This is a genomic window from Shewanella piezotolerans WP3 (assembly GCF_000014885.1).
GTDB classification, from domain to species: Bacteria; Pseudomonadota; Gammaproteobacteria; order Enterobacterales; family Shewanellaceae; genus Shewanella; species Shewanella piezotolerans.
On record NC_011566.1, the window covers coordinates 5376820 to 5396476 of the forward strand.

18 protein-coding genes are annotated in these 19657 nt (G+C 43.6%); all 18 read right to left on the reverse strand.

The features are described 5' to 3' along the window. Nucleotides 1-150: 150 nt before the first annotated feature. The gene (glmS, locus tag SWP_RS22855; protein ID WP_020915087.1) at nucleotides 151-1980 is read right to left on the reverse strand and encodes a glutamine--fructose-6-phosphate transaminase (isomerizing); all 1830 of its coding nucleotides are present in this window, start codon (nucleotides 1978-1980) and stop codon (nucleotides 151-153) included. 81 nt (nucleotides 1981-2061) lie between these two features. Continuing rightward, on the reverse strand, nucleotides 2062-2832 hold the full coding sequence (locus SWP_RS22860) for a DeoR/GlpR family DNA-binding transcription regulator (RefSeq protein ID WP_020915088.1): 771 nt from the start codon (nucleotides 2830-2832) through the stop codon (nucleotides 2062-2064). A 154-nt stretch (nucleotides 2833-2986) separates the two neighbouring features. Then, nucleotides 2987-5137 (reverse strand): TonB-dependent siderophore receptor, encoded by a 2151-nt coding sequence (locus tag SWP_RS22865; RefSeq protein ID WP_020915089.1) that lies wholly within the window; start codon nucleotides 5135-5137, stop codon nucleotides 2987-2989. 298 nt (nucleotides 5138-5435) lie between these two features. Next, nucleotides 5436-6800: a bifunctional UDP-N-acetylglucosamine diphosphorylase/glucosamine-1-phosphate N-acetyltransferase GlmU gene (gene glmU, locus SWP_RS22870; RefSeq protein ID WP_020915090.1), complete on the reverse strand. Its 1365-nt coding sequence runs from the start codon at nucleotides 6798-6800 to the stop codon at nucleotides 5436-5438. An 82-nt stretch (nucleotides 6801-6882) separates the two neighbouring features. Continuing rightward, nucleotides 6883-7062: a hypothetical protein gene (locus SWP_RS22875; protein ID WP_020915091.1), complete on the reverse strand. Its 180-nt coding sequence runs from the start codon at nucleotides 7060-7062 to the stop codon at nucleotides 6883-6885. A gap of 789 nt (nucleotides 7063-7851) precedes the next feature. Beyond that, nucleotides 7852-8280, reverse strand: coding sequence for a F0F1 ATP synthase subunit epsilon (locus SWP_RS22880; RefSeq protein WP_020915094.1), 429 nt, complete (start codon nucleotides 8278-8280; stop codon nucleotides 7852-7854). 44 nt (nucleotides 8281-8324) lie between these two features. Beyond that, nucleotides 8325-9701 (reverse strand): F0F1 ATP synthase subunit beta, encoded by a 1377-nt coding sequence (gene atpD, locus SWP_RS22885; RefSeq protein ID WP_020915095.1) that lies wholly within the window; start codon nucleotides 9699-9701, stop codon nucleotides 8325-8327. Nucleotides 9702-9736: 35 nt separating this feature from the next. After that, nucleotides 9737-10597: a F0F1 ATP synthase subunit gamma gene (atpG, locus tag SWP_RS22890; RefSeq protein WP_020915096.1), complete on the reverse strand. Its 861-nt coding sequence runs from the start codon at nucleotides 10595-10597 to the stop codon at nucleotides 9737-9739. A 48-nt stretch (nucleotides 10598-10645) separates the two neighbouring features. Next, the gene (atpA, locus tag SWP_RS22895) at nucleotides 10646-12187 is read right to left on the reverse strand and encodes a F0F1 ATP synthase subunit alpha (protein ID WP_020915097.1); all 1542 of its coding nucleotides are present in this window, start codon (nucleotides 12185-12187) and stop codon (nucleotides 10646-10648) included. A 14-nt stretch (nucleotides 12188-12201) separates the two neighbouring features. Beyond that, the gene (gene atpH / locus SWP_RS22900; RefSeq protein ID WP_020915098.1) at nucleotides 12202-12735 is read right to left on the reverse strand and encodes a F0F1 ATP synthase subunit delta; all 534 of its coding nucleotides are present in this window, start codon (nucleotides 12733-12735) and stop codon (nucleotides 12202-12204) included. Nucleotides 12736-12751: 16 nt separating this feature from the next. Continuing rightward, nucleotides 12752-13222 (reverse strand): F0F1 ATP synthase subunit B, encoded by a 471-nt coding sequence (gene atpF, locus SWP_RS22905; RefSeq protein WP_020915099.1) that lies wholly within the window; start codon nucleotides 13220-13222, stop codon nucleotides 12752-12754. A 37-nt stretch (nucleotides 13223-13259) separates the two neighbouring features. Next, nucleotides 13260-13511, reverse strand: a complete 252-nt coding sequence (gene atpE / locus SWP_RS22910) for a F0F1 ATP synthase subunit C (protein ID WP_011639455.1) — start codon at nucleotides 13509-13511, stop codon at nucleotides 13260-13262. A 65-nt stretch (nucleotides 13512-13576) separates the two neighbouring features. Beyond that, on the reverse strand, nucleotides 13577-14371 hold the full coding sequence (gene atpB / locus SWP_RS22915) for a F0F1 ATP synthase subunit A (protein WP_020915100.1): 795 nt from the start codon (nucleotides 14369-14371) through the stop codon (nucleotides 13577-13579). Nucleotides 14372-14383: 12 nt separating this feature from the next. Continuing rightward, nucleotides 14384-14767, reverse strand: coding sequence for an ATP synthase subunit I (locus tag SWP_RS22920; RefSeq protein ID WP_020915101.1), 384 nt, complete (start codon nucleotides 14765-14767; stop codon nucleotides 14384-14386). A gap of 224 nt (nucleotides 14768-14991) precedes the next feature. Continuing rightward, nucleotides 14992-15879, reverse strand: coding sequence for a ParB/RepB/Spo0J family partition protein (locus tag SWP_RS22925; RefSeq protein WP_020915102.1), 888 nt, complete (start codon nucleotides 15877-15879; stop codon nucleotides 14992-14994). A gap of 9 nt (nucleotides 15880-15888) precedes the next feature. Further along, nucleotides 15889-16677 (reverse strand): ParA family protein, encoded by a 789-nt coding sequence (locus SWP_RS22930; RefSeq protein WP_020915103.1) that lies wholly within the window; start codon nucleotides 16675-16677, stop codon nucleotides 15889-15891. A gap of 232 nt (nucleotides 16678-16909) precedes the next feature. Continuing rightward, a complete protein-coding gene (gene rsmG, locus SWP_RS22935; protein WP_020915104.1) occupies nucleotides 16910-17533 on the reverse strand; it encodes a 16S rRNA (guanine(527)-N(7))-methyltransferase RsmG in 624 nt (207 codons plus the stop codon). Nucleotides 17534-17652: 119 nt separating this feature from the next. Next, on the reverse strand, nucleotides 17653-19542 hold the full coding sequence (mnmG, locus tag SWP_RS22940; protein ID WP_020915105.1) for a tRNA uridine-5-carboxymethylaminomethyl(34) synthesis enzyme MnmG: 1890 nt from the start codon (nucleotides 19540-19542) through the stop codon (nucleotides 17653-17655). Between the last annotated feature and the right edge of the window lie 115 nt (nucleotides 19543-19657).

A 19657-nucleotide genomic window follows, 5' to 3' on the forward strand; every position in this document is an offset into this window, starting at 1 on the left:
AGCAGTGTTAGTGATTGCTAATTAAGAATTAGCAAATTTGGTTTTTACCTTTTAAAACCTCAAACCATCTCATTAACCATAATTTTAAATACATAAAAAAGCCCCCACTAAAGGAGGCTTATATTATTAGATAAACTCTGAATAATTATTTTATTCTACAGTAACCGATTTGGCTAAGTTACGTGGTTGGTCAACGTCAGTCCCTTTAATTAATGCCACATGATATGACAATAACTGCAAAGGAATAGTGTAGATAAGCGGTGCCATAAACTCATCACAGTGAGGAACAGGGATCACCTTCATGGTGTCATCTGATTCAAACTCAGCATCTTTATCCGCAAATACATACATCAAACCACCACGAGCACGTACCTCTTCAACATTAGATTTAAGCTTTTCAAGCAGCTCGTTGTTTGGCGCAACGACAATCACCGGCATATCAGCATCAATAAGCGCTAGTGGACCATGTTTAAGCTCACCTGATGCATAAGCTTCAGCGTGAATGTAGGAGATCTCTTTCAGCTTCAACGCACCTTCCATCGCAATCGGATATTGATCGCCACGACCGAGGAACAATGCATGATGCTTATCAGCAAAATCTTCTGCCAGTTCAGCGATGGCATCATCTAAACTCAATGCTTGCTCTACTTTTGCAGGCATAGATTGCAAGCTTTGAGTGATATCCGCTTCCATCTCTGCTGACATGCCATTGTAACGACCAATTGCAGTCGTAAGCATGAGTAAACCAGCAAGCTGCACAGTGAAGGCTTTAGTTGATGCAACGCCAATCTCTGCGCCAGCTTTCATCATATAAGCCATGTCAGATTCACGTACTAATGATGATCCTGGTGCATTACAGATTGTCAGCGTTGCTTTATAACCCATCTCTTTAGCTAGACGCATTGCTGCTAAGGTGTCAGCGGTTTCACCCGACTGTGAAATAGTCACTAATAAACTATTCGGGAATAGGTGTGATTTGCGATAACGGAACTCAGAGGCAATTTCGACGTTACAAGAAACGCCTGCCCAATCTTCTAACCAGTAACGTGCGGCCATACCGGCGTGATAACTGGTACCACAAGCGATGATCTGTACGTGTTTAATATCTTTTAAAAACTCTGCGGCGTTTTCACCAAAGGCAGAATCTAAAACCTTACCGCCAGCAATACGGCCTTCAAGTGTATGGGCGATTGCAGTTGGTTGCTCATAGATCTCTTTTAGCATGTAGTGACGGTATTCACCTTTGTCACCTGCATCATGAGTAACTTCAGACTCTTTCACTTCACGCTCAACAGCGTTGCCGTCAACATCGAATATATTTACTTCGCGGCGAGTCACTTCAGCCACATCACCTTCCTCAAGGAAAGCAAAAGAGCGCGTCACTGGTAGTAATGCTAGCTGATCAGAAGCAACAAAGTTCTCACCTAAGCCATAACCAATAACCAGTGGACTACCTGAGCGTGCAACGATCATACGCTCGCTATCAGTACGGTCGATAACAACGGTGCCATAGGCACCTTCTAGCTGCTTAACCGTAGCTTGTACCGCTGCAAGTAACGTGTCATGTATCTTAAGTTCGTGATGAACTAAGTGGCAGATGACTTCTGTGTCAGTATCTGATGCAAAGGTATAACCTAAGCCTTTTAGCGTTTCGCGCAGCTTATTGTGGTTTTCAATAATACCGTTATGGACTACGGCAATATTTCCCTCTGACTCATGTGGGTGTGCATTACGCTCACTCGGCTCACCATGCGTTGCCCAGCGAGTGTGCGCGATACCAGTACCACCCGCTAGCGGGAACTCTTCGAGCGCCGATGATAACTCCTGCACTTTACCTACGCGGCGAGTACGACTTAATTCACCATTATTGAGCACTGCCACACCTGCAGAGTCATAACCGCGATATTCCAGTCTTCTTAATCCTTCCACTAGAATTTCTGCAACATCCCTTTGCGCTACTGCGCCAACTATTCCACACATACTATTTTCCTAGACTCGTAAGAGTTAAATTGATACTAAAATTAAAACTAATTTGGAAATGGGTGACTTCACACAGAAGTGTTACCCTGCATAAGGTGCAAGAATGACTCGCACCCCATGTTGAGAAATTATGTCTACCGCCTCTCTCGGCAGCTTGTCGTCACTAACCAATACACTAATCTTGCTCCAAGGCAGCTCTAGGTTAGGAATACGCCGACCCAGCTTTTCAGATTCAAGCATGACAACAACCTCTCGCGATACTTCAGCCATGACCTTACTCAGTCCAGTCAGCTCATTGAAGGTGGTTGTGCCGCGCTCTAGATCAATACCGTCAGCGCCAATAAACAGCTGATCGAAGTTATATGACCGTAGCACCTGCTCGGCTATCTGCCCCTGAAAAGATTCAGAGTGTGGATCCCAGGTTCCACCTGTCATTAGTAGTGTTGGTTCGTTCTCTAACTCATGAATTGCATTCGCGAGCGCGAGTGAATTTGTCATCACCAATAATCCACGTTTACTATTGAGCTCACCGACGATACCTGATGTGGTGCTGCCACTGTCGATAATAATCCGGTTATGATCATTGATAAGTTCCGCAGCAACCTTTGCGATAGACAGCTTATTGGGTGGGATCTTGGCGCTAAACTGCTGAGTGACTTCATCCGGTACAGCAATAGCTCCGCCGTATCGGCGCAGGAGTAGGCCAGTCTTTTCCAAAGTGGCTAGATCTTTGCGAATAGTCACTTCTGATGTTTCGAAACGTAAGGATAACTCCTCAACACTGACTTCACCTTGCTCATTAAGCAGGCTAATAATGCTATGTCGACGCTGTTGAGTGTTACGTTTATTCATAAATCGTTCTAATAAGTTTCGTTTCGAAAGATATATTATAATCAAACGAAACTTAAAAGCTAGTTTTGAAACTTACAAAACAGCTACTAGTTAAATTTTAGCCAAAAAAAAGCCCCTATCTTTCGATAGAGGCTGAGTGTTTATAGGTAAATATTTAGAACTTAGCTTCTAACGCTAAGCTAAAGTGACGACCTTCACCAACAGTAACATCAGTGTTAGTACCACCAGCTAGATAATCAACGTCGAATAGGTTTTTCACGTTAACACGTACACTTACATCGCTTCCCATTACATCCATAGTGTATGCGGCACCCATGTCGAAACGGACATAACCATCTTTAGAAATCGTGTTACTAGTATTGGCGAAGCGCTCACCCACATAGATAGCACCAAAGTTAAGTGCTAAATCGTCAGTCATTTCATAACGCGTCCACACGTTTGCTGACCACTCAGGAGCATCAACAGGTGTCATTCCGTCTAAGCTTTCTCGATCATTTGCGCTAGTAATGTATTCAGCATCAAGGAACATCATTGAGCCCGTCATAAACCACTTGTCACTTATCTGACCTTGGGCACCCATCTCAAAACCTTTATGACGCTGCTCACCTTCTTGAGTCGTCATGTAGATATTACCGTCAGCATCAGGTGTTTCCAGCTCTTGCTGAACAGTAACGTTTGATACCGTAATATCAAATATTGCACCCGTTAGTAGCAAGCTACCGTCAAACAATTCCCACTTGGTACCTATCTCATATTGCTCACCATACTCAGGATCTAGATTCATGCCATTGCTGGCATCTTCATCATTATTCACTATTCCCTGTGGAGTGAAGCTTTTAGAGTAGTTAACATAGATGCTACCGTTTTCAGCCGGTGAGTAAATCACACCAAATTTAGGCGATACAGCATAGCTATTGTTGCCAGCACCATCTTTTTTCTGTTCATCGTAACGAACGCCAGCAAGTACTTGCCACTCGTCAGTAATTGTCACGAGATCTTGAACGTAGAAGCCATAATGCTTATAGCTGCTCTCATAAAGAGTTTCATCACGGTTGTAATCAAGATCCGGCTTAGGTAGCGGTTGGCCAGGCATGACTATTTGTTTCTTTGGACCAGAGTCTTTTAACTGACCATAGTAGTAATCAAGCATGTTTGCACCAATAAGTAGCTGGTGCTCAACATCACCCGTATACAAGTTACCTGTAAAATCAACATAACCAGTTTTATGCTGCCAATCGTCATAACGATCGAATGGACTAACATAATAACCGTCTGTAAATGGATCTTCTGAGCCACTGATCAGTGACGGAGATGAATCTAAACGTTGGCGGTTAAACTGCTGATCGTTATAACCCGCCTTCACTTTCCACTCATCAGATAGGTGGTAAGTTAAATCCGCTCCCATATTAGAGATAGTATTATCAGTAAATGCCCAAGGCTGATCCCAAATAATATCGCTACCACCAATCAAATCACCGCTGCTGTCTAACCAACCACCACGGTCAATGCCTGTTTTATCTTGGGTATAATCGTATTTAACAGACAACATCAAGTCGTCAGTAATATCAAACTCAAGGTTAAGGTAGCCTAACCAACGATCACGCTCTTGGTTTGAACCATCTTGGTATTCACGCCAGTACTGAGTGTCTTGCTTAACAAGCACGGTACGGTAACGAATCGTTTCTGATTCATTTAGGCTACCACCGGCATCAATTTGGAATCGAGTCGAACCGTGTTCATCGGTATCAAAACCAAAATCAAACATAGTTTCAGTTGTTGGTTTTTTGGTAACCATGTTAATCAGTCCACCAGGACCTGATTGACCATAAAGCATGCTTGAAGGGCCTTTTAACACTTCAACTTGTTGTAATGTTTCGATCGGCTGTACGTAATGCGACCATTGTTGCTGGCCATTAATCAAGTAGCCTGAACCTGATGACAACTCAAATCCACGAATGCTAAAGACTTGACGGTTCCACTTTTCACTACCGCCAGTCACACTTGAGTCGTTAACTAAAACTTCACCAAGATTAGTCGCCAATTGCTCATCAGTAATAAAGTCTGGAATAACCGCTACTGATTGAGGAGTATCAAGAATATCGATGTCACCTCGCATTGCGCCTGAAGATGAACCAATTTTATAGTCGTTAAAGCTACGTCCGGTAACGGTTATACGCTCGATATTACTATCAATAGCTGCAGTAGAATCGGCAGTCACTTCTTCAGCAAAAGAGGTTGATGAAGCTAAAGCTGCAACAACGGCAAGACCGATACGAGAAAATTTAAAAGACGCCTGAAAAGACATAACCAACCCCAAAAATGAAAGCTACATTTAATAATTGGCTGCAATATAAATGAGAATTGTTTTTATTCATACTTCTTTACGTGTATTTACATTGTCAATGTGAACTCGCGCACAACACTAACAAACCTGTAACCATCAAAAGCAAAAAGATCACAAACAAATCAAGCTGTATCATTCATTTAAAGTTTGATAGAAACTCCTCTTTCATTGTTTATCTCAGCAAAGTTAAAGCTTCTTATTGCACGTAATAAACCAAAAAAGCGACCTCGAGAGGTCGCTTTTTAATCTAATTTAGTAATTATTTGGCTTTTTTAACCGGCCTTGCCCAGCCAGAGATGTGCCGTTGCTTAACCCGTGTGATAACTAATTCATCAGCAGCAACATCTTTAGTAATGGTAGAGCCTGCACCTAAGGTCGCCCCTTTACCTATCGTAATTGGGGCTACAAGCTGAGTATCACTACCTACAAAGACATTGTCTTCAATAATGGTCTGGAATTTATTAGCACCATCGTAGTTGCAAGTAATAGTACCAGCACCAATGTTAACGCCACAGCCGATAGTCGCATCACCAATGTAAGCTAAATGCCCCGCTTTAGACCCTTTACCTAGGAGAGCTTTCTTCATCTCAACGAAATTACCGATATGCGCATCTTCTGCAAGCTCGGCGCCAGGTCGTAGTCGAGCGAAAGGACCTGCACTCGCTTTAACACCTACTTTAGCGTTTTCAACAATCGAGTATGGTTTTATTTCGGCATTGTCGGCAATATCGCAATCGATGAGAATTGCGCCAGCGCCAATAGTCACGTTATTACCGATGTTAACTGTCCCCTCAATCACCACATTGACATCAATCATCACATCCATACCAACGCTTACGTCACCACGAATATCGATACGAGCGGGATCACGTAAATTAGCCCCTTCAAGCATCAATTTTTCAGCGGCGCGAGCTTGGTAAGCACGCTCAAGTTGAGCTAGCTGTACGCGGTTATTAGCACCTTCAACTTCAACCGCCGACTCAGGTTGGGCAGTGGTTATCGCAACGCCATCTTTATGAGCCATTGCTACGATATCAGTTAGATAATACTCTCCCTGAGCATTATCTGATGAAAGCTGACCCAACCACGCTTTAAGCTGCTTGCCAGGAGCCGCCATAATACCAGTGTTGATTTCACTGATAGCAAGCTGCTCGGCATTGGCATCTTTTTGCTCTACGATACCAACCACTTTATTGTCTTCACGTACAATACGTCCATAGCCCATAGGGTTAGGCAGGTTAACCGTTAAGATAGCTAAACCATTCTCATCTCGAACAGCAAGTAAAGACTCAAGGGTCGACGCCTGAATAAGTGGTACATCACCGTAAAGAATTAACACGGTATCATCGTCGCTAATATTGTCGTTAGCTTGTGCAACAGCATGTCCAGTACCTAGCTGTTCAGCTTGCAACACCCAGTTAAGTTGTTGCTCACCGAGCTTAGCTTGCAACTTATCCGCACCGTATCCATACACCAACTGAATAGCATCACTACCCACTTCATGTGCTGTATCAATAACATGTTGGACCATGCTTTTGTGAGCGATAGGATGAAGAACTTTGGGAAGATCTGAGCGCATGCGGGTTCCCTTGCCTGCTGCTAAAATCACGACATTCAGTGCCATTTTTTAATCCTTGAGCCGATGTTTGCTTATAAAATTTTTGAGCGCTGATTTTAAGCTATATCAACCATAAAAGCGACTCTAGCTAGATTGAGTAATGATTAAAAAGTAACAGTTTTATCGCGATAATAACCCGCAGGGCAAGATCATCCATCGTAGCAACATCACAGCCTTTGATGACCTTTAACTCTGCCAAGTCACGAGAGTACATACAGCAACCACAGAACTTAACTAGATTGCCTCGAGCGATAATAATTTCTAGCATCTGCTGGATGTTATAACCCTCGCCAGGGTTTCGCTTTGGTATTATACCAATCAGTATAAGAAGTTGATCTACTCAGAGCGTTTTTGGCACGCTAATTCAAGGCGGATAAATGACATAATGGTTGTTCCCTTATGAGTTTATTCAACGCAGAAGTAGCAAGCCAAAAACACTCCTAAAGGCGAGTTTTAGCGGCTCTGATGCTGCGTTAATGAACTTGAACGTAGAATAACTATGCTCTTCATTCATTGCCTTACCTCAAAGCCGCTAAACTCTCGCTGAGCGATCAAACCTTTATACTAATTGGTATTACAGCAGTAATTGCTTTGGACTGTAGAAACAAACTGACCTTTGCTGGTGGGTTTTCTTGCTCATTCAACTGAATAGCTAAGCGCAGAACATAAAAGAGCCTTTCAGAACCTAAGGGGCATCATTAACAATAATAGGGATATGCCTGCAAAAGAGCTCTGGCAATAGGTTAATCGCCAGAGGGGAACACTCTAGTTGGATAGAGGACTTTACTTGGATCTCGTTCTAATATTATCAAATATGAGACGGCATAAATGCCGACCTACAACGTCTAAGTCTAGGTTTGAGTATTAATGCTTTTAAGACCTGCTTCTAACCTTCTTTAAGACACAAATACCAAAACTATCCATCCATGGGCTATGACATAAAGGTTCTGACCTCCAGGGATGGAGGAAATGCCGATAAATGTATGGAACATTTACGGCCATATACAAAAAAGGCGCTTACCTTTCGGTGAGCGCCTTTTTTCATCAAACAATAACCTTATCTGGCAATGTTCTTCTTGATGGTCTCGACAACGCGAAGCTGAGCAACAGCTTGAGCTAGCTCAACCGCTGCTGCTGCATAATTGAAGTCGGCGCCAGCATCCGCCATAGCGGTTTCTGCACGACGCTTCGCTTCTGCAGCGGCTTGTTCGTCAATATCATCGGCACGCATAACGACGTCAGCCAATACTGAAACAGAAGAAGGTTGTACTTCCAGGATTCCACCCGAAAGGTAAAACACTTCCTCTTTTCCATCTTGCTTGACGATGCGCGCCATGCCAGGCTTGATATGTGTAAGCAGAGGCGCGTGACCAGGCATAACACCTAGATCACCTTCTGAACCAGTTACTTGTAGGTGTGCTACAAGACCAGAAAAGATGCTACTTTCTGCACTTACAATATCAAGCTGTACTGTCATGGCTGCCATCCGTTCTCCTTAAACTAGTCTCTGTATTGCTACAGAGTACTAAGTTATTTTTTGTTAGCTTTCTCAACGGCTTCGTCGATTGAACCAACCATGTAGAACGCTTGCTCTGGAAGGTGATCGAACTCACCGTCTAGAATACCCTTAAAGCCACGGATTGTGTCTTTAAGAGAAACGTACTTACCTGGAGAACCGGTGAATACTTCTGCAACGAAGAAAGGCTGAGAAAGATATTTTTCAATCTTACGAGCACGGAATACAGTTGTCTTATCTTCATCAGATAATTCATCCATACCTAGGATCGCAATAATATCTTTCAGCTCTTTGTAGCGCTGAAGTACGGTTTGAACACCGTTAGCAACATCGTAATGCTCTTGGCCAACAACCTGTGGATCTAACTGACGTGAAGTCGAATCCAATGGGTCAACCGCTGGGTAAATACCCAGAGAAGCAATGTTACGTGACAATACAACAGTCGCATCTAAGTGAGCGAAGGTTGTTGCTGGTGATGGATCCGTTAAGTCATCCGCAGGTACGTATACGGCTTGAACAGAGGTAATAGACCCTGTCTTAGTCGATGTAATACGCTCCTGAAGTACACCCATCTCTTCAGCCAATGTTGGCTGGTAACCTACTGCTGATGGCATACGGCCTAGCAGTGCAGATACTTCAGTACCTGCCAAGGTGTAACGATAGATGTTATCAACGAAGAAAAGTACATCTTTACCTTCGTCACGGAACTTCTCGGCCATAGTTAGACCAGTTAGTGCCACACGTAGACGGTTTCCTGGAGGCTCGTTCATCTGACCATATACCATGGCCACTTTATCGAGAACACCTGAATCTTCCATCTCGTAGTAGAAGTCGTTACCCTCACGAGTACGCTCACCTACACCAGCGAAAACTGATAAACCAGAGTGTGCTTTAGCGATGTTGTTAATAAGTTCCATCATGTTGACGGTCTTACCAACACCAGCACCACCAAACAAACCAACTTTACCACCCTTAGCGAATGGACATACAAGGTCAATAACCTTGATACCAGTCTCTAAAAGTTCAGTGGTGTTTGACTGATCTTCGTATGAAGGAGCTTCACGGTGGATCACATAGCGATCTTCTTCACCGATAGGGCCAGCTTCATCTACTGGTTGACCCAATACGTTCATAATACGGCCAAGGGTTTTTTCCCCAACCGGAACAGTAATTGGTGAACCAGAGTTTACAACCTCAAGGCCACGACGCAGACCATCTGAAGAACCCATAGCGATGGTACGAACTACACCACCACCTAGTTGTTGCTGAACTTCCAGCACCAAGCCTTCACTTTTGATCTCTAGAGCGTCATATACCTGAGGTACGGCATCATGTGGAAACTCAACGTCCACAACCGCGCCAATTACTTGGACAACAGTACCTGTGCTCATGATTAATCCTCTAAAACTTGTATTCGTTACCTAGCCTAAACGGCGGCGGCACCTGAAACAATTTCCGACAGTTCTTGCGTAATAGCAGCCTGACGGGCCTTGTTATAGACCAACTCCAAGTCACTGATAAGTTCACCAGCGTTGTCTGTCGCAGCTTTCATAGCAACCATACGGGCTGCTTGCTCAGATGCGATGTTTTCAACAACACCTTGGTAAACTTGAGACTCCACATAACGAACCAACAATGTATCCAAAAGTTCTTTTGGATCTGGCTCGTATAAGTAGTCCCAGTGATGAGAAATCTCATCTTCTTCTGACTTAGGCAAAGGTAGCAGCTGCTCGATCACTGGGGTTTGAGTCATAGTATTAACGAACTTGTTAAATACTACGTACAAACGATCCAGCTTGCCTTCGTTGTATGCTTCTAGCATGACACGTACTGTTCCGATCAAGTCAGTTAACGACGGAGCGTCACCTAAACCTGAAGCGTGAGCAGAAACCTGTCCGCCAAAGCTATTGAAGAATTGTACGCTGCGTGCGCCAATTGGGCAGAATTCAACTTCTGCACCGGCTTCACGTTGCTTCTTCACGTCTGCGACAACCTTTTTGAAAAGGTTAACGTTCAGACCACCACAAAGACCACGGTCGGTTGACACTACAATGTAACCAACACGCTTGGCTTCTCGCACTTCCAAATAAGGATGCTTATATTCGAGAGAACCTTGCGCCACGTGACCGATCACCTTACGCATATTTTCTGCATATGGACGACTTGATGCCATGCGATCTTGTGCTTTACGCATTTTACTCGCGGCAACCATCTCCATTGCAGACGTGATCTTCTGAGTGTTTTGAACACTCGCGATCTTGGTTTTAATCTCTTTAGCGTTGGCCATCTTTACTCTCCAATTCTGGACCTGAGGTGCCTAAGGCACCTCTAATTTTTACCAGGTTTGGGTTTCTACGAACTTGTCCAAGCTAGCCTTCAACTCACCTTCGATGTCGGCATTATAGTTGCCAGTCTCGTTGATGGTCTTCATTAGGTCAGCATGTTCACTGTTCATGAAAGAGAGCAGAGACGCTTCGAAATCACCGATCTTGTTCAGCTCAACACTCTTCAAGTAACCTTTTTCAGCTGCGAAAATAGACACAGACTGATCGGCAATACTCATTGGAGCATATTGCTTTTGCTTCATTAGTTCGGTAACACGCTCACCATGCTCAAGTTGAGCACGAGTTGCATCATCTAAGTCAGATGCAAACTGTGAGAACGCTGCAAGCTCTCGATACTGTGCAAGCGCGGTACGAATACCACCAGACAGTTTCTTGATGATCTTAGTCTGAGCCGCACCACCAACACGAGAAACCGAAATACCTGGGTTAACAGCAGGACGTAGCCCTGAGTTAAATAGGTCAGTTTCAAGGAAGATCTGACCATCGGTAATCGAAATTACGTTAGTCGGTACGAATGCAGATACGTCACCAGCTTGAGTTTCAATAATTGGTAGAGCAGTCAAAGAACCAGTTTGGCCTTTAACTTCACCTTTAGTGAACTTCTCAACATACTCGGCGTTAACACGTGAAGAACGTTCTAACAGACGAGAGTGAAGATAGAATACATCACCTGGGTATGCTTCACGTCCTGGTGGACGTTTTAGCAACAATGAAATCTGACGGTAAGCAACAGCTTGCTTAGACAGATCATCATATACGATTAGTGAGTCTTCACCGCGGTCACGGAAATATTCACCCATTGTACAACCAGAGTATGGAGCCAAGTATTGTAGTGCAGCAGCTTCAGAAGCTGTAGCAACAACAACAATGGTGTTCGCCAAAGCGCCGTGCTCTTCAAGCTTGCGTACTACGTTAGCAATAGTAGAAGCCTTTTGGCCTACCGCTACGTATACACACTTAATGCCTGAATCTTTTTGGTTGATAATTGCATCGATCGCAAGAGCGGTTTTACCGATCTGACGGTCACCAATGATCAATTCACGCTGGCCACGACCGATTGGGATCATGGAGTCAACAGCTTTATAACCAGTTTGTACTGGTTGGTCTACTGACTTACGCTCAATTACACCTGGTGCAATTACTTCAACAGGAGAGAAACCATCACTATCGATAGGTCCTTTACCGTCAATTGGTTCACCTAGCGTGTTGACTACACGGCCTAAAAGACCACGGCCAACAGGTACTTCCAAAATACGGCCTGTTGTTTTAACTTTGTCGCCTTCTGCCAAAGTGGCATAAGGGCCCATTACTACGGCACCGACAGAATCGCGTTCTAAGTTCAACGCGATTGCAAAACGGTTACCAGGCAGCTCGATCATTTCACCTTGCATCACGTCGGCTAGGCCGTGGATGCGGATGATGCCGTCACTTACTGCAACGATAGTACCTTCGTTGCGAGCTTCACTAACGACTTCGAACTGCTCGATCCGCTGTTTAATCAGATCGCTGATTTCAGTGGAATTCAGTTGCATGCTCAAACTCCCAATTACGACTGCAGCGTATCAGACAGACGCGAAATTTTTCCGCGGACCGAGCCATCTATGACTAGGTCTCCTGCCGTGATAATTACACCAGCAATAAGGCTGGCATCTATGCTGCAATTCAGCTTAACTTTGCGTGCTAGACGTTTCTCTAAAGAAGCGCTCATTTCCTGTTGTTGCTCAGAGGTAAGCTCTGTAGCTGAAACGACTTGCGCTTCAACTTCCTTCGCATACTCATGTTGCATCTCAACAAATAGTTGAGCAACAGCTGGTAGCACTACTAAACGACCGTTTTCAGCCATTACCTTTAACAGGTTCTGAGCTTGCTCATTGATCTGCTCACCACAAACTCCAATAAAGAGTTCAGCAAGCTGATTACTGGCTAAAGAGCCAGACAATAGAGGCTGCATCGTTTCGTTTTCACTAACTAATGCAGCAAAATTAAGCATTTCTACCCAATTTTCTATTGCGTTTTGTTCAAGAGCAAAGTCAAAAGCTGCCTTTGCGTAAGGACGAGCGATGGTGGTTATTTCAGCCATAACTCAAACTCCTTATTTAAAGTTCAGCAACTAGTTTATTAACTATGTCACTGTGGGCGGCTTCATCAATCGAACGTTCAAGAATTTTTTCTGCGCCAGCAATAGCTAGTACAGCAACTTGCTTACGCAAGTCTTCTTTTACGCGATTACGTTCAGCTTCAATTTCTGCTTGACCTTGAGCGATAATTTTAGCGCGCTCAGTGTCAGCTTCGGCTTTAGCTTCATCAACGATTTGAGCTTTGCGTTTGTTCGCAGACTCAATAATTTCGTTAGCAGTCGCTTTTGCATCTTTTAGTTGGTCAGTGGCTTTCGCCTGTGCCAACTCAAGGTCTTTCACGGCACGGTCAGCATCGGCTAGACCGTCGGCAATCCTTTTTTGGCGTTCTTCGATGGCATTCATCAAAGGAGGCCAAACAAACTTCATGCAAAACCACACGAAGATAATAAAGGCAACCGTCTGACCGAGTAGGGTAGCGTTGATATTCACAACAGCCTCCTATTAAGTTTAAAGACAGAAGCGTTTATTAAAGCATTGCACCAAGAGGGTTAGTAAATAGCATGAATAATGCAATACCAACACCGATCATAGTTACGGCGTCCAAAAGACCCGCTACGATGAACATTTTAACTTGTAGCATAGGAGCCATTTCTGGTTGACGCGCAGCGCCTTCCAAGAACTTGCCACCTAGTAGGCCGAAACCGATAGCAGTACCTAACGCACCCATACCAATCAACAGAGCAACAGCAATAGCTGTCATGCCTAATACAGTTTCCATCTCTATCTCCAATATTCTAAATCTTTGTTATTAATGATTTAGTTTAAAAATTTCTACAGCAGTCCTTAATGATCTTCATGCGCCATGCTTAAGTAAACAATGGTCAACATCATGAAGATAAACGCTTGTAAAGTGATAACCAAAATATGGAAAATTAACCAGCCTAGTTGTAATGTTACACCTAGAGTAGATAACGCCCAGTTAGCACCGTACATCAACGCAATAAGGATGAAAATCAACTCACCCGCATACAAGTTACCAAACAAACGCAGTGCCAATGAGATTGGCTTAGCGATTAAAGTAACCGTTTCTAGCAGGAAGTTGACGGGTATCATTGCCCAATGGTTAAAAGGCTGCATGGTCAGTTCTTTAACAAAACCTGAAACGCCTTTGACTTTAATGCTGTAATAAATAATCAGCAAGAACACACCAATAGCCATACTAAAGGTAATGTTTAAGTCTGTCGTTGGTACAACTTTCATGTAAGGGATACCAGCAGCCATCGCTAGTTCAGGGATCCAGTCAACTGGAACCATATCCATGAAGTTCATCATGAATACCCAAACAAAAATCGTTAATGCCAACGGAGCAATAACAGGGTTGCGGCCATGGAAGGTCTCCTTAACGCTATTGTCAACGAACTCAACTATCATCTCGACAAAACACTGAAGTTTGCCGGGAACACCGGTAGTTGCTTTCTTGCCAACGCTATGGAATAGCCACAAGAACAAAACACCAAGCCCAACCGAAAAGAACAACGAATCAATGTGCCATGTCCAGAAGCCTTCGCCAACACTTAGGTTGGTAAGGTGGTGCTGGATATAGCCCTGCGGTGTTAACGCTTCACCAGTTGCAGCCATGATTCATCCCACTTAACTTTGCTTGAAATATAAAGGAGCTGTCCAATGCACTACTAACGCTAAGGTGTAACAAACAAAAAGAGGCATAAAGCCAACTTCAATATTGATAAACACTAACGAAAACATTGCTATGGTTAACAGCATCTTTACCGCTTCCCCCCAGTAAAAAGTCTTAACAACTTTAGCTGCAGAGCTTGCTCCCGTATGGGAAAAAGCGAGGGTTGCGAATACAAAATTAGGGAGTACAGCAATAGCGCCACCTGCTAAAGCAGATAGTCCATACTGAGCTCCCCACAGAGCGAAAAAGAAAACTGAAACACTCCCAGCCACCGCCGCCTGTATCAAAACCAATTTATAGGCTGACCAACGGCCACGACGTGCTAAAACCTTGCTCAATTTATCTTCTCCGCATTATCACTTCCTGTTTCGATGACCGGACTACATATATCCGTATAAACCCGAGGTACAAAAAGCTTGCGAAAGTATACCGTTTCAGGGGTTCAAAGCAAGTTTAACAGGGAGAAAAAGGAGACTTTTAGCGTGATCTACGCCAAAAGTCTAAAAGAGTAAGATTAACAGATGTCACAAAGTTACATAATATAGTGTTAACTTTGTTTTATTTAGCGGATTTTGCTGATAATACCCTCTAATTCAGCCAAATTTTGATAGTTAATTACCATTTTCCCTTTACCTTTCTTATTGTGGGTAAGAGAAACTTTAGCACCTAGCCTTTCAATTAATTGGCTCTCAAGACGGACTACATCGTGATCTTTAGCTGGTTTTTCGACGATTTCAGTTTGGTTTAAGGTTTTATTAACTAACCGTTCAGTTTCGCGAACAGTTAATTCTTTCGAAACCACTAATCTTGCCAAATTTGTTTGCTCATCACCTTCAATTGCGAGCAATGCGCGACCATGTCCCATGTCAATATCGCCATACTCAAGCATACGTTTTACAGGTTCATTAAGACCATTTAAACGCAGTAGATTGGATACTGTCGCACGAGATTTACCGACCGCATCAGCAATCTGTTGATGAGTAAGCTCAAACTCTTCAATCAAACGATTTAAAGCAATTGCTTCTTCCATCGCATTAAGATCTTCACGTTGAATGTTTTCAATCAACGCAATAGCCACAGCTGCTTCGTCAGGAACTTGTTTCACAATACATGGGATCTGAGTCAGCCCAGCTAGCTGAGATGCCCTCCAGCGACGCTCACCAGCTATTATTTCATAACCTTCAGCTGAAACCTTACGTACAACAATTGGTTGAATCACCCCTTGTGCTCGAATAGACTCAGCAAGCTCTTCAAGCGCTTCGGTAGACATATCCTTGCGTGGCTGATACTTACCCGGCTGTAATCTGTCAATATCTAAGGTGATCAGATCATCATTCTTTATATCTTGCTCGCCTTCATTAGCTTTAGGCTCTAATCTTTTACTGGCTGCATGGCTAGTACTCAAAAGTGCGTCAAGCCCTTTACCTAAGCCTCTTTTCTTCAATGTCATCTCTATTCCTTAGTCTTGCTCAGCCAGATCTAATTGCTCTGCACGGCGAATAATCTCACCCGCCAATGCGAGGTAGGCTTTTGCTCCCGCGCTCGATTTGTCGTAATACATGGCTGGCGCTCCAAAACTTGGCGCTTCAGCAAGTCGAACATTCCTTGGGATCACAGTACGGTAAACTTTCTCACCAAAATGCTGCTTCAGTTGATCAGACACATCATTAGATAAACGGTTACGCGGATCGTACATAGTACGTAAGATCCCTTCTATATGCAGACCAGGGTTTACCATAGAGCCTAACTTGCTGATGGTATCCATCAATGCCGTTAAGCCTTCTAGAGCATAATACTCACACTGCATTGGCACTAATACTGAATCAGCTGCAGACATAGCATTAACGGTCAACATATTGAGTGAAGGCGGGCAATCAATAAAGATAAAGTCATAATCATCTTTAATCGGCGCTAGGGCGTTGCGCAAACGGATCTCTCGAGCAAAAAACTCCATCAGCTTAATTTCAGCTGCTGTAACATCGCCGTTACCCGCAATAAGATCGTATTTTCCGTTAGTATCTCGGCAAACAACTTCTTCAAAAGACTTCTCTTCAACCAACAACTCATAAGCAGTGTTTTCGACTTCATACTTGTCGATACCACTGCCCATGGTCGCATTACCTTGTGGATCGAGATCGATCAAGAGTACACGACGCTTAGTTGCCGCTAATGAAGCCGCTAGATTTACACAAGTCGTTGTTTTTCCGACACCACCTTTTTGGTTGGCTACGGCAATTACTTTACCCACAATATCACCCTGTAAGTCACTTTTATTATATTCAGGCCCGCTCTCATTGACGATGCTAAAAATGAGGGGGAAATTAGCGCATGTACTGTTACCAAATTGCTTGAAGCGCTGAAAGAATGCAACTATTCAGTACGCTTAATCTGCATTGTTACAGAATTTGACGCCAAATTAGCGACTCAATCCCAGTGCAGCAACAAGCTGATATATTACCTGTTAGGCAATATATTTTTAATTAATCTTGCTTCACAACGCGTAATAAATGGCGCTGTTCATCTAGCTTAGGAACCACTAACTCTATGGTGTCAGTCACTCTGAAACCTTGTGGCATGTTCGCCATCTCATCTTCACTTAGCTGACCTTTTAACGCATAAAAACAGCCATCAGATTTAGGCAAATGGTGACACCACTGCAACATATCCTGAATTGAGGCGAATGCACGACTCAAGACACCGTCGAATAACTCTTCAGGTTGATAAGCTTCGACGCGGCTTTCAATCGATGAAATATTGTTGATCCCAAGTTCAAATTGAACCTGTTTTTGAAAACGAATTCGTTTGCCTAAACTATCAAGCAAAACAAACTCTTTATCAGGATTTAAGATCGCCAATGGGATCCCAGGTAAACCAGGACCGGTGCCAACATCAATAAAACGTGAGCCTTTAAGATGTGGTGATACCACCAAGCTATCCATAATGTGACGAATTAGCATCTGCTCAGGATCACGTACAGAAGTCAGGTTAAATGCCTTATTCCATTTATTAAGCATGCCAACAAAGTCAACAAGCTGCTTTTTTTGCTGCTCGCTAGCATCTAGGCCAACTTCAGCCATGTATTCATTTAACTGGGCAAATAACACTAGTCGTGTCCTCGAAACAAAGTAAATCAGATATTCTTAGGTATTATGAAGCGCCGAAAAGATGAAAGGAAGCCTCAAAGCTTCCCTTTATCGTGCATAACCGCGTTATATTGGGTTATTTAGGCGCTTTTTCTCAATAAACCGCGTTTTTTCAAATGAACCAGCAAAATAGAGATTGCCGCAGGTGTCATACCAGAGATACGAGAAGCTTGGCCAACCGTTTCTGGCTTGTGCTCATTCATCTTAGCTATTACCTCATTCGACAGTCCTGGAACCTCTTGATAATCAAGATCCAAAGGTAAACCAGTTGTCTCATGGCGAATCGCTTTATCGATCTCATCTTGTTGACGTTGAATATAACCCGAGTATTTCACCTGGATCTGCACTTGCTCGGCAGCGCGTTGATCATCGATACCAGGGCCAAAGCCATCAATTGACATCAATGTTGGATAATCAAGCTCCGGACGACGCAATAGATCTTCAAAAGTTGCTTCACGTGCAATCGGTGTTTTCAGGTGTGGGTTTAATACATCAACAAGCGGTGATCTAGGGTGGATCCACTGGCTGCGCAAACGCTGCAATTCAGTTTCGATCGACTCCATTTTGTCACTAAACTTAGCCCAACGTTCATCATCAACGAGTCCGAGCTCACGGCCTTTTTCAGTAAGACGTAGATCGGCATTATCTTCACGAAGCAGTAAGCGGTATTCCGCGCGACTGGTAAACATTCGGTAAGGTTCTTTCGTCCCTAACGTTGATAAGTCGTCAACTAACACACCAAGATAAGCTTGATCACGACGTGGGCACCAAGTCTCTTTTCCTTGTATCTGTAATGACGCGTTCATGCCAGCTAACAAACCTTGAGCACCAGCTTCTTCATAGCCAGTGGTACCGTTGATCTGACCAGCAAAGAACAAACCATTGATCGTCTTAGTTTCGAGTGAGTTTTTAAGATCTCGTGGATCAAAATAATCATACTCAATTGCGTAACCAGGTCGCATGATCTCAGCATTTTCCATACCTTTGATCGAACGAACTAAATTCAATTGCACATCGAAAGGTAAGCTAGTCGAAATACCATTTGGATAGATCTCTGTGGTATTTAAGCCTTCAGGCTCAATAAAGATCTGATGCGAATTCTTATCAGCAAAACGGTTAATTTTATCTTCGATAGAAGGGCAGTAACGCGGACCAATACCTTCGATTACACCTGAATACATAGGGCTGCGATCAAGTCCTGCACGAATAATATCGTGAGTACGCTCATTGGTATGAGTGATATGGCAAGACACCTGCTCTGGATGCTGATTAACGTCACCAATAAATGACATTACTGGCAAAGGATCATCACCTTTCTGCTCTGTCATCTTAGAAAAATCTATGGTGTTCGCATCGATACGTGGCGGTGTACCGGTTTTTAATCGGCCAACACGAATAGGCAATTCTTGTAAACGATGGGCGAGGGCAATTGCTGGCGGATCGCCGGCTCTGCCACCGCTGTAATTCTCTAAACCAATATGGATCTTACCGCTTAAAAATGTGCCTGTTGTTAACACAACTGCAGGTGCTTCAAAGGCTAAACCCATTTGAGTTACTACGCCAACTACGGTTTCGTTTTCAACGACAAGATCGTCTACAGCTTGTTGGAAAATTCGTAAGTTGGGTTGGTGCTGCAAAATCTCTTGGATTTTGTGTCGATACAGTGCCCTATCTGCTTGAGCACGCGTAGCACGTACCGCCGGACCTTTGCTTGAATTTAATGTTCTAAATTGAATTCCAGCGTAGTCGGTAGCTATTGCCATTGCTCCGCCTAAGGCGTCAATTTCTTTAACCAGGTGTCCTTTACCTATGCCGCCGATAGCTGGATTACAGGACATCTGTCCTAAAGTATCTATGTTATGGGTTAGTAAAAGTGTTTTGGAGCCCATTCTGGCAGAAGCTAACGCCGCTTCTGTTCCAGCATGACCACCACCAACAACGATTACATCAAACCGTTCATGAAAATGCATTCGACAGCCTTCGATTGGTAAAAGGATAAAAACCTGTTTCTGAGCAGGTCATTTTAGCATTTGCTTTGCCGAAGGTGAACGATCGATTTTGCCTGTTTTGATCAACATCGATCTG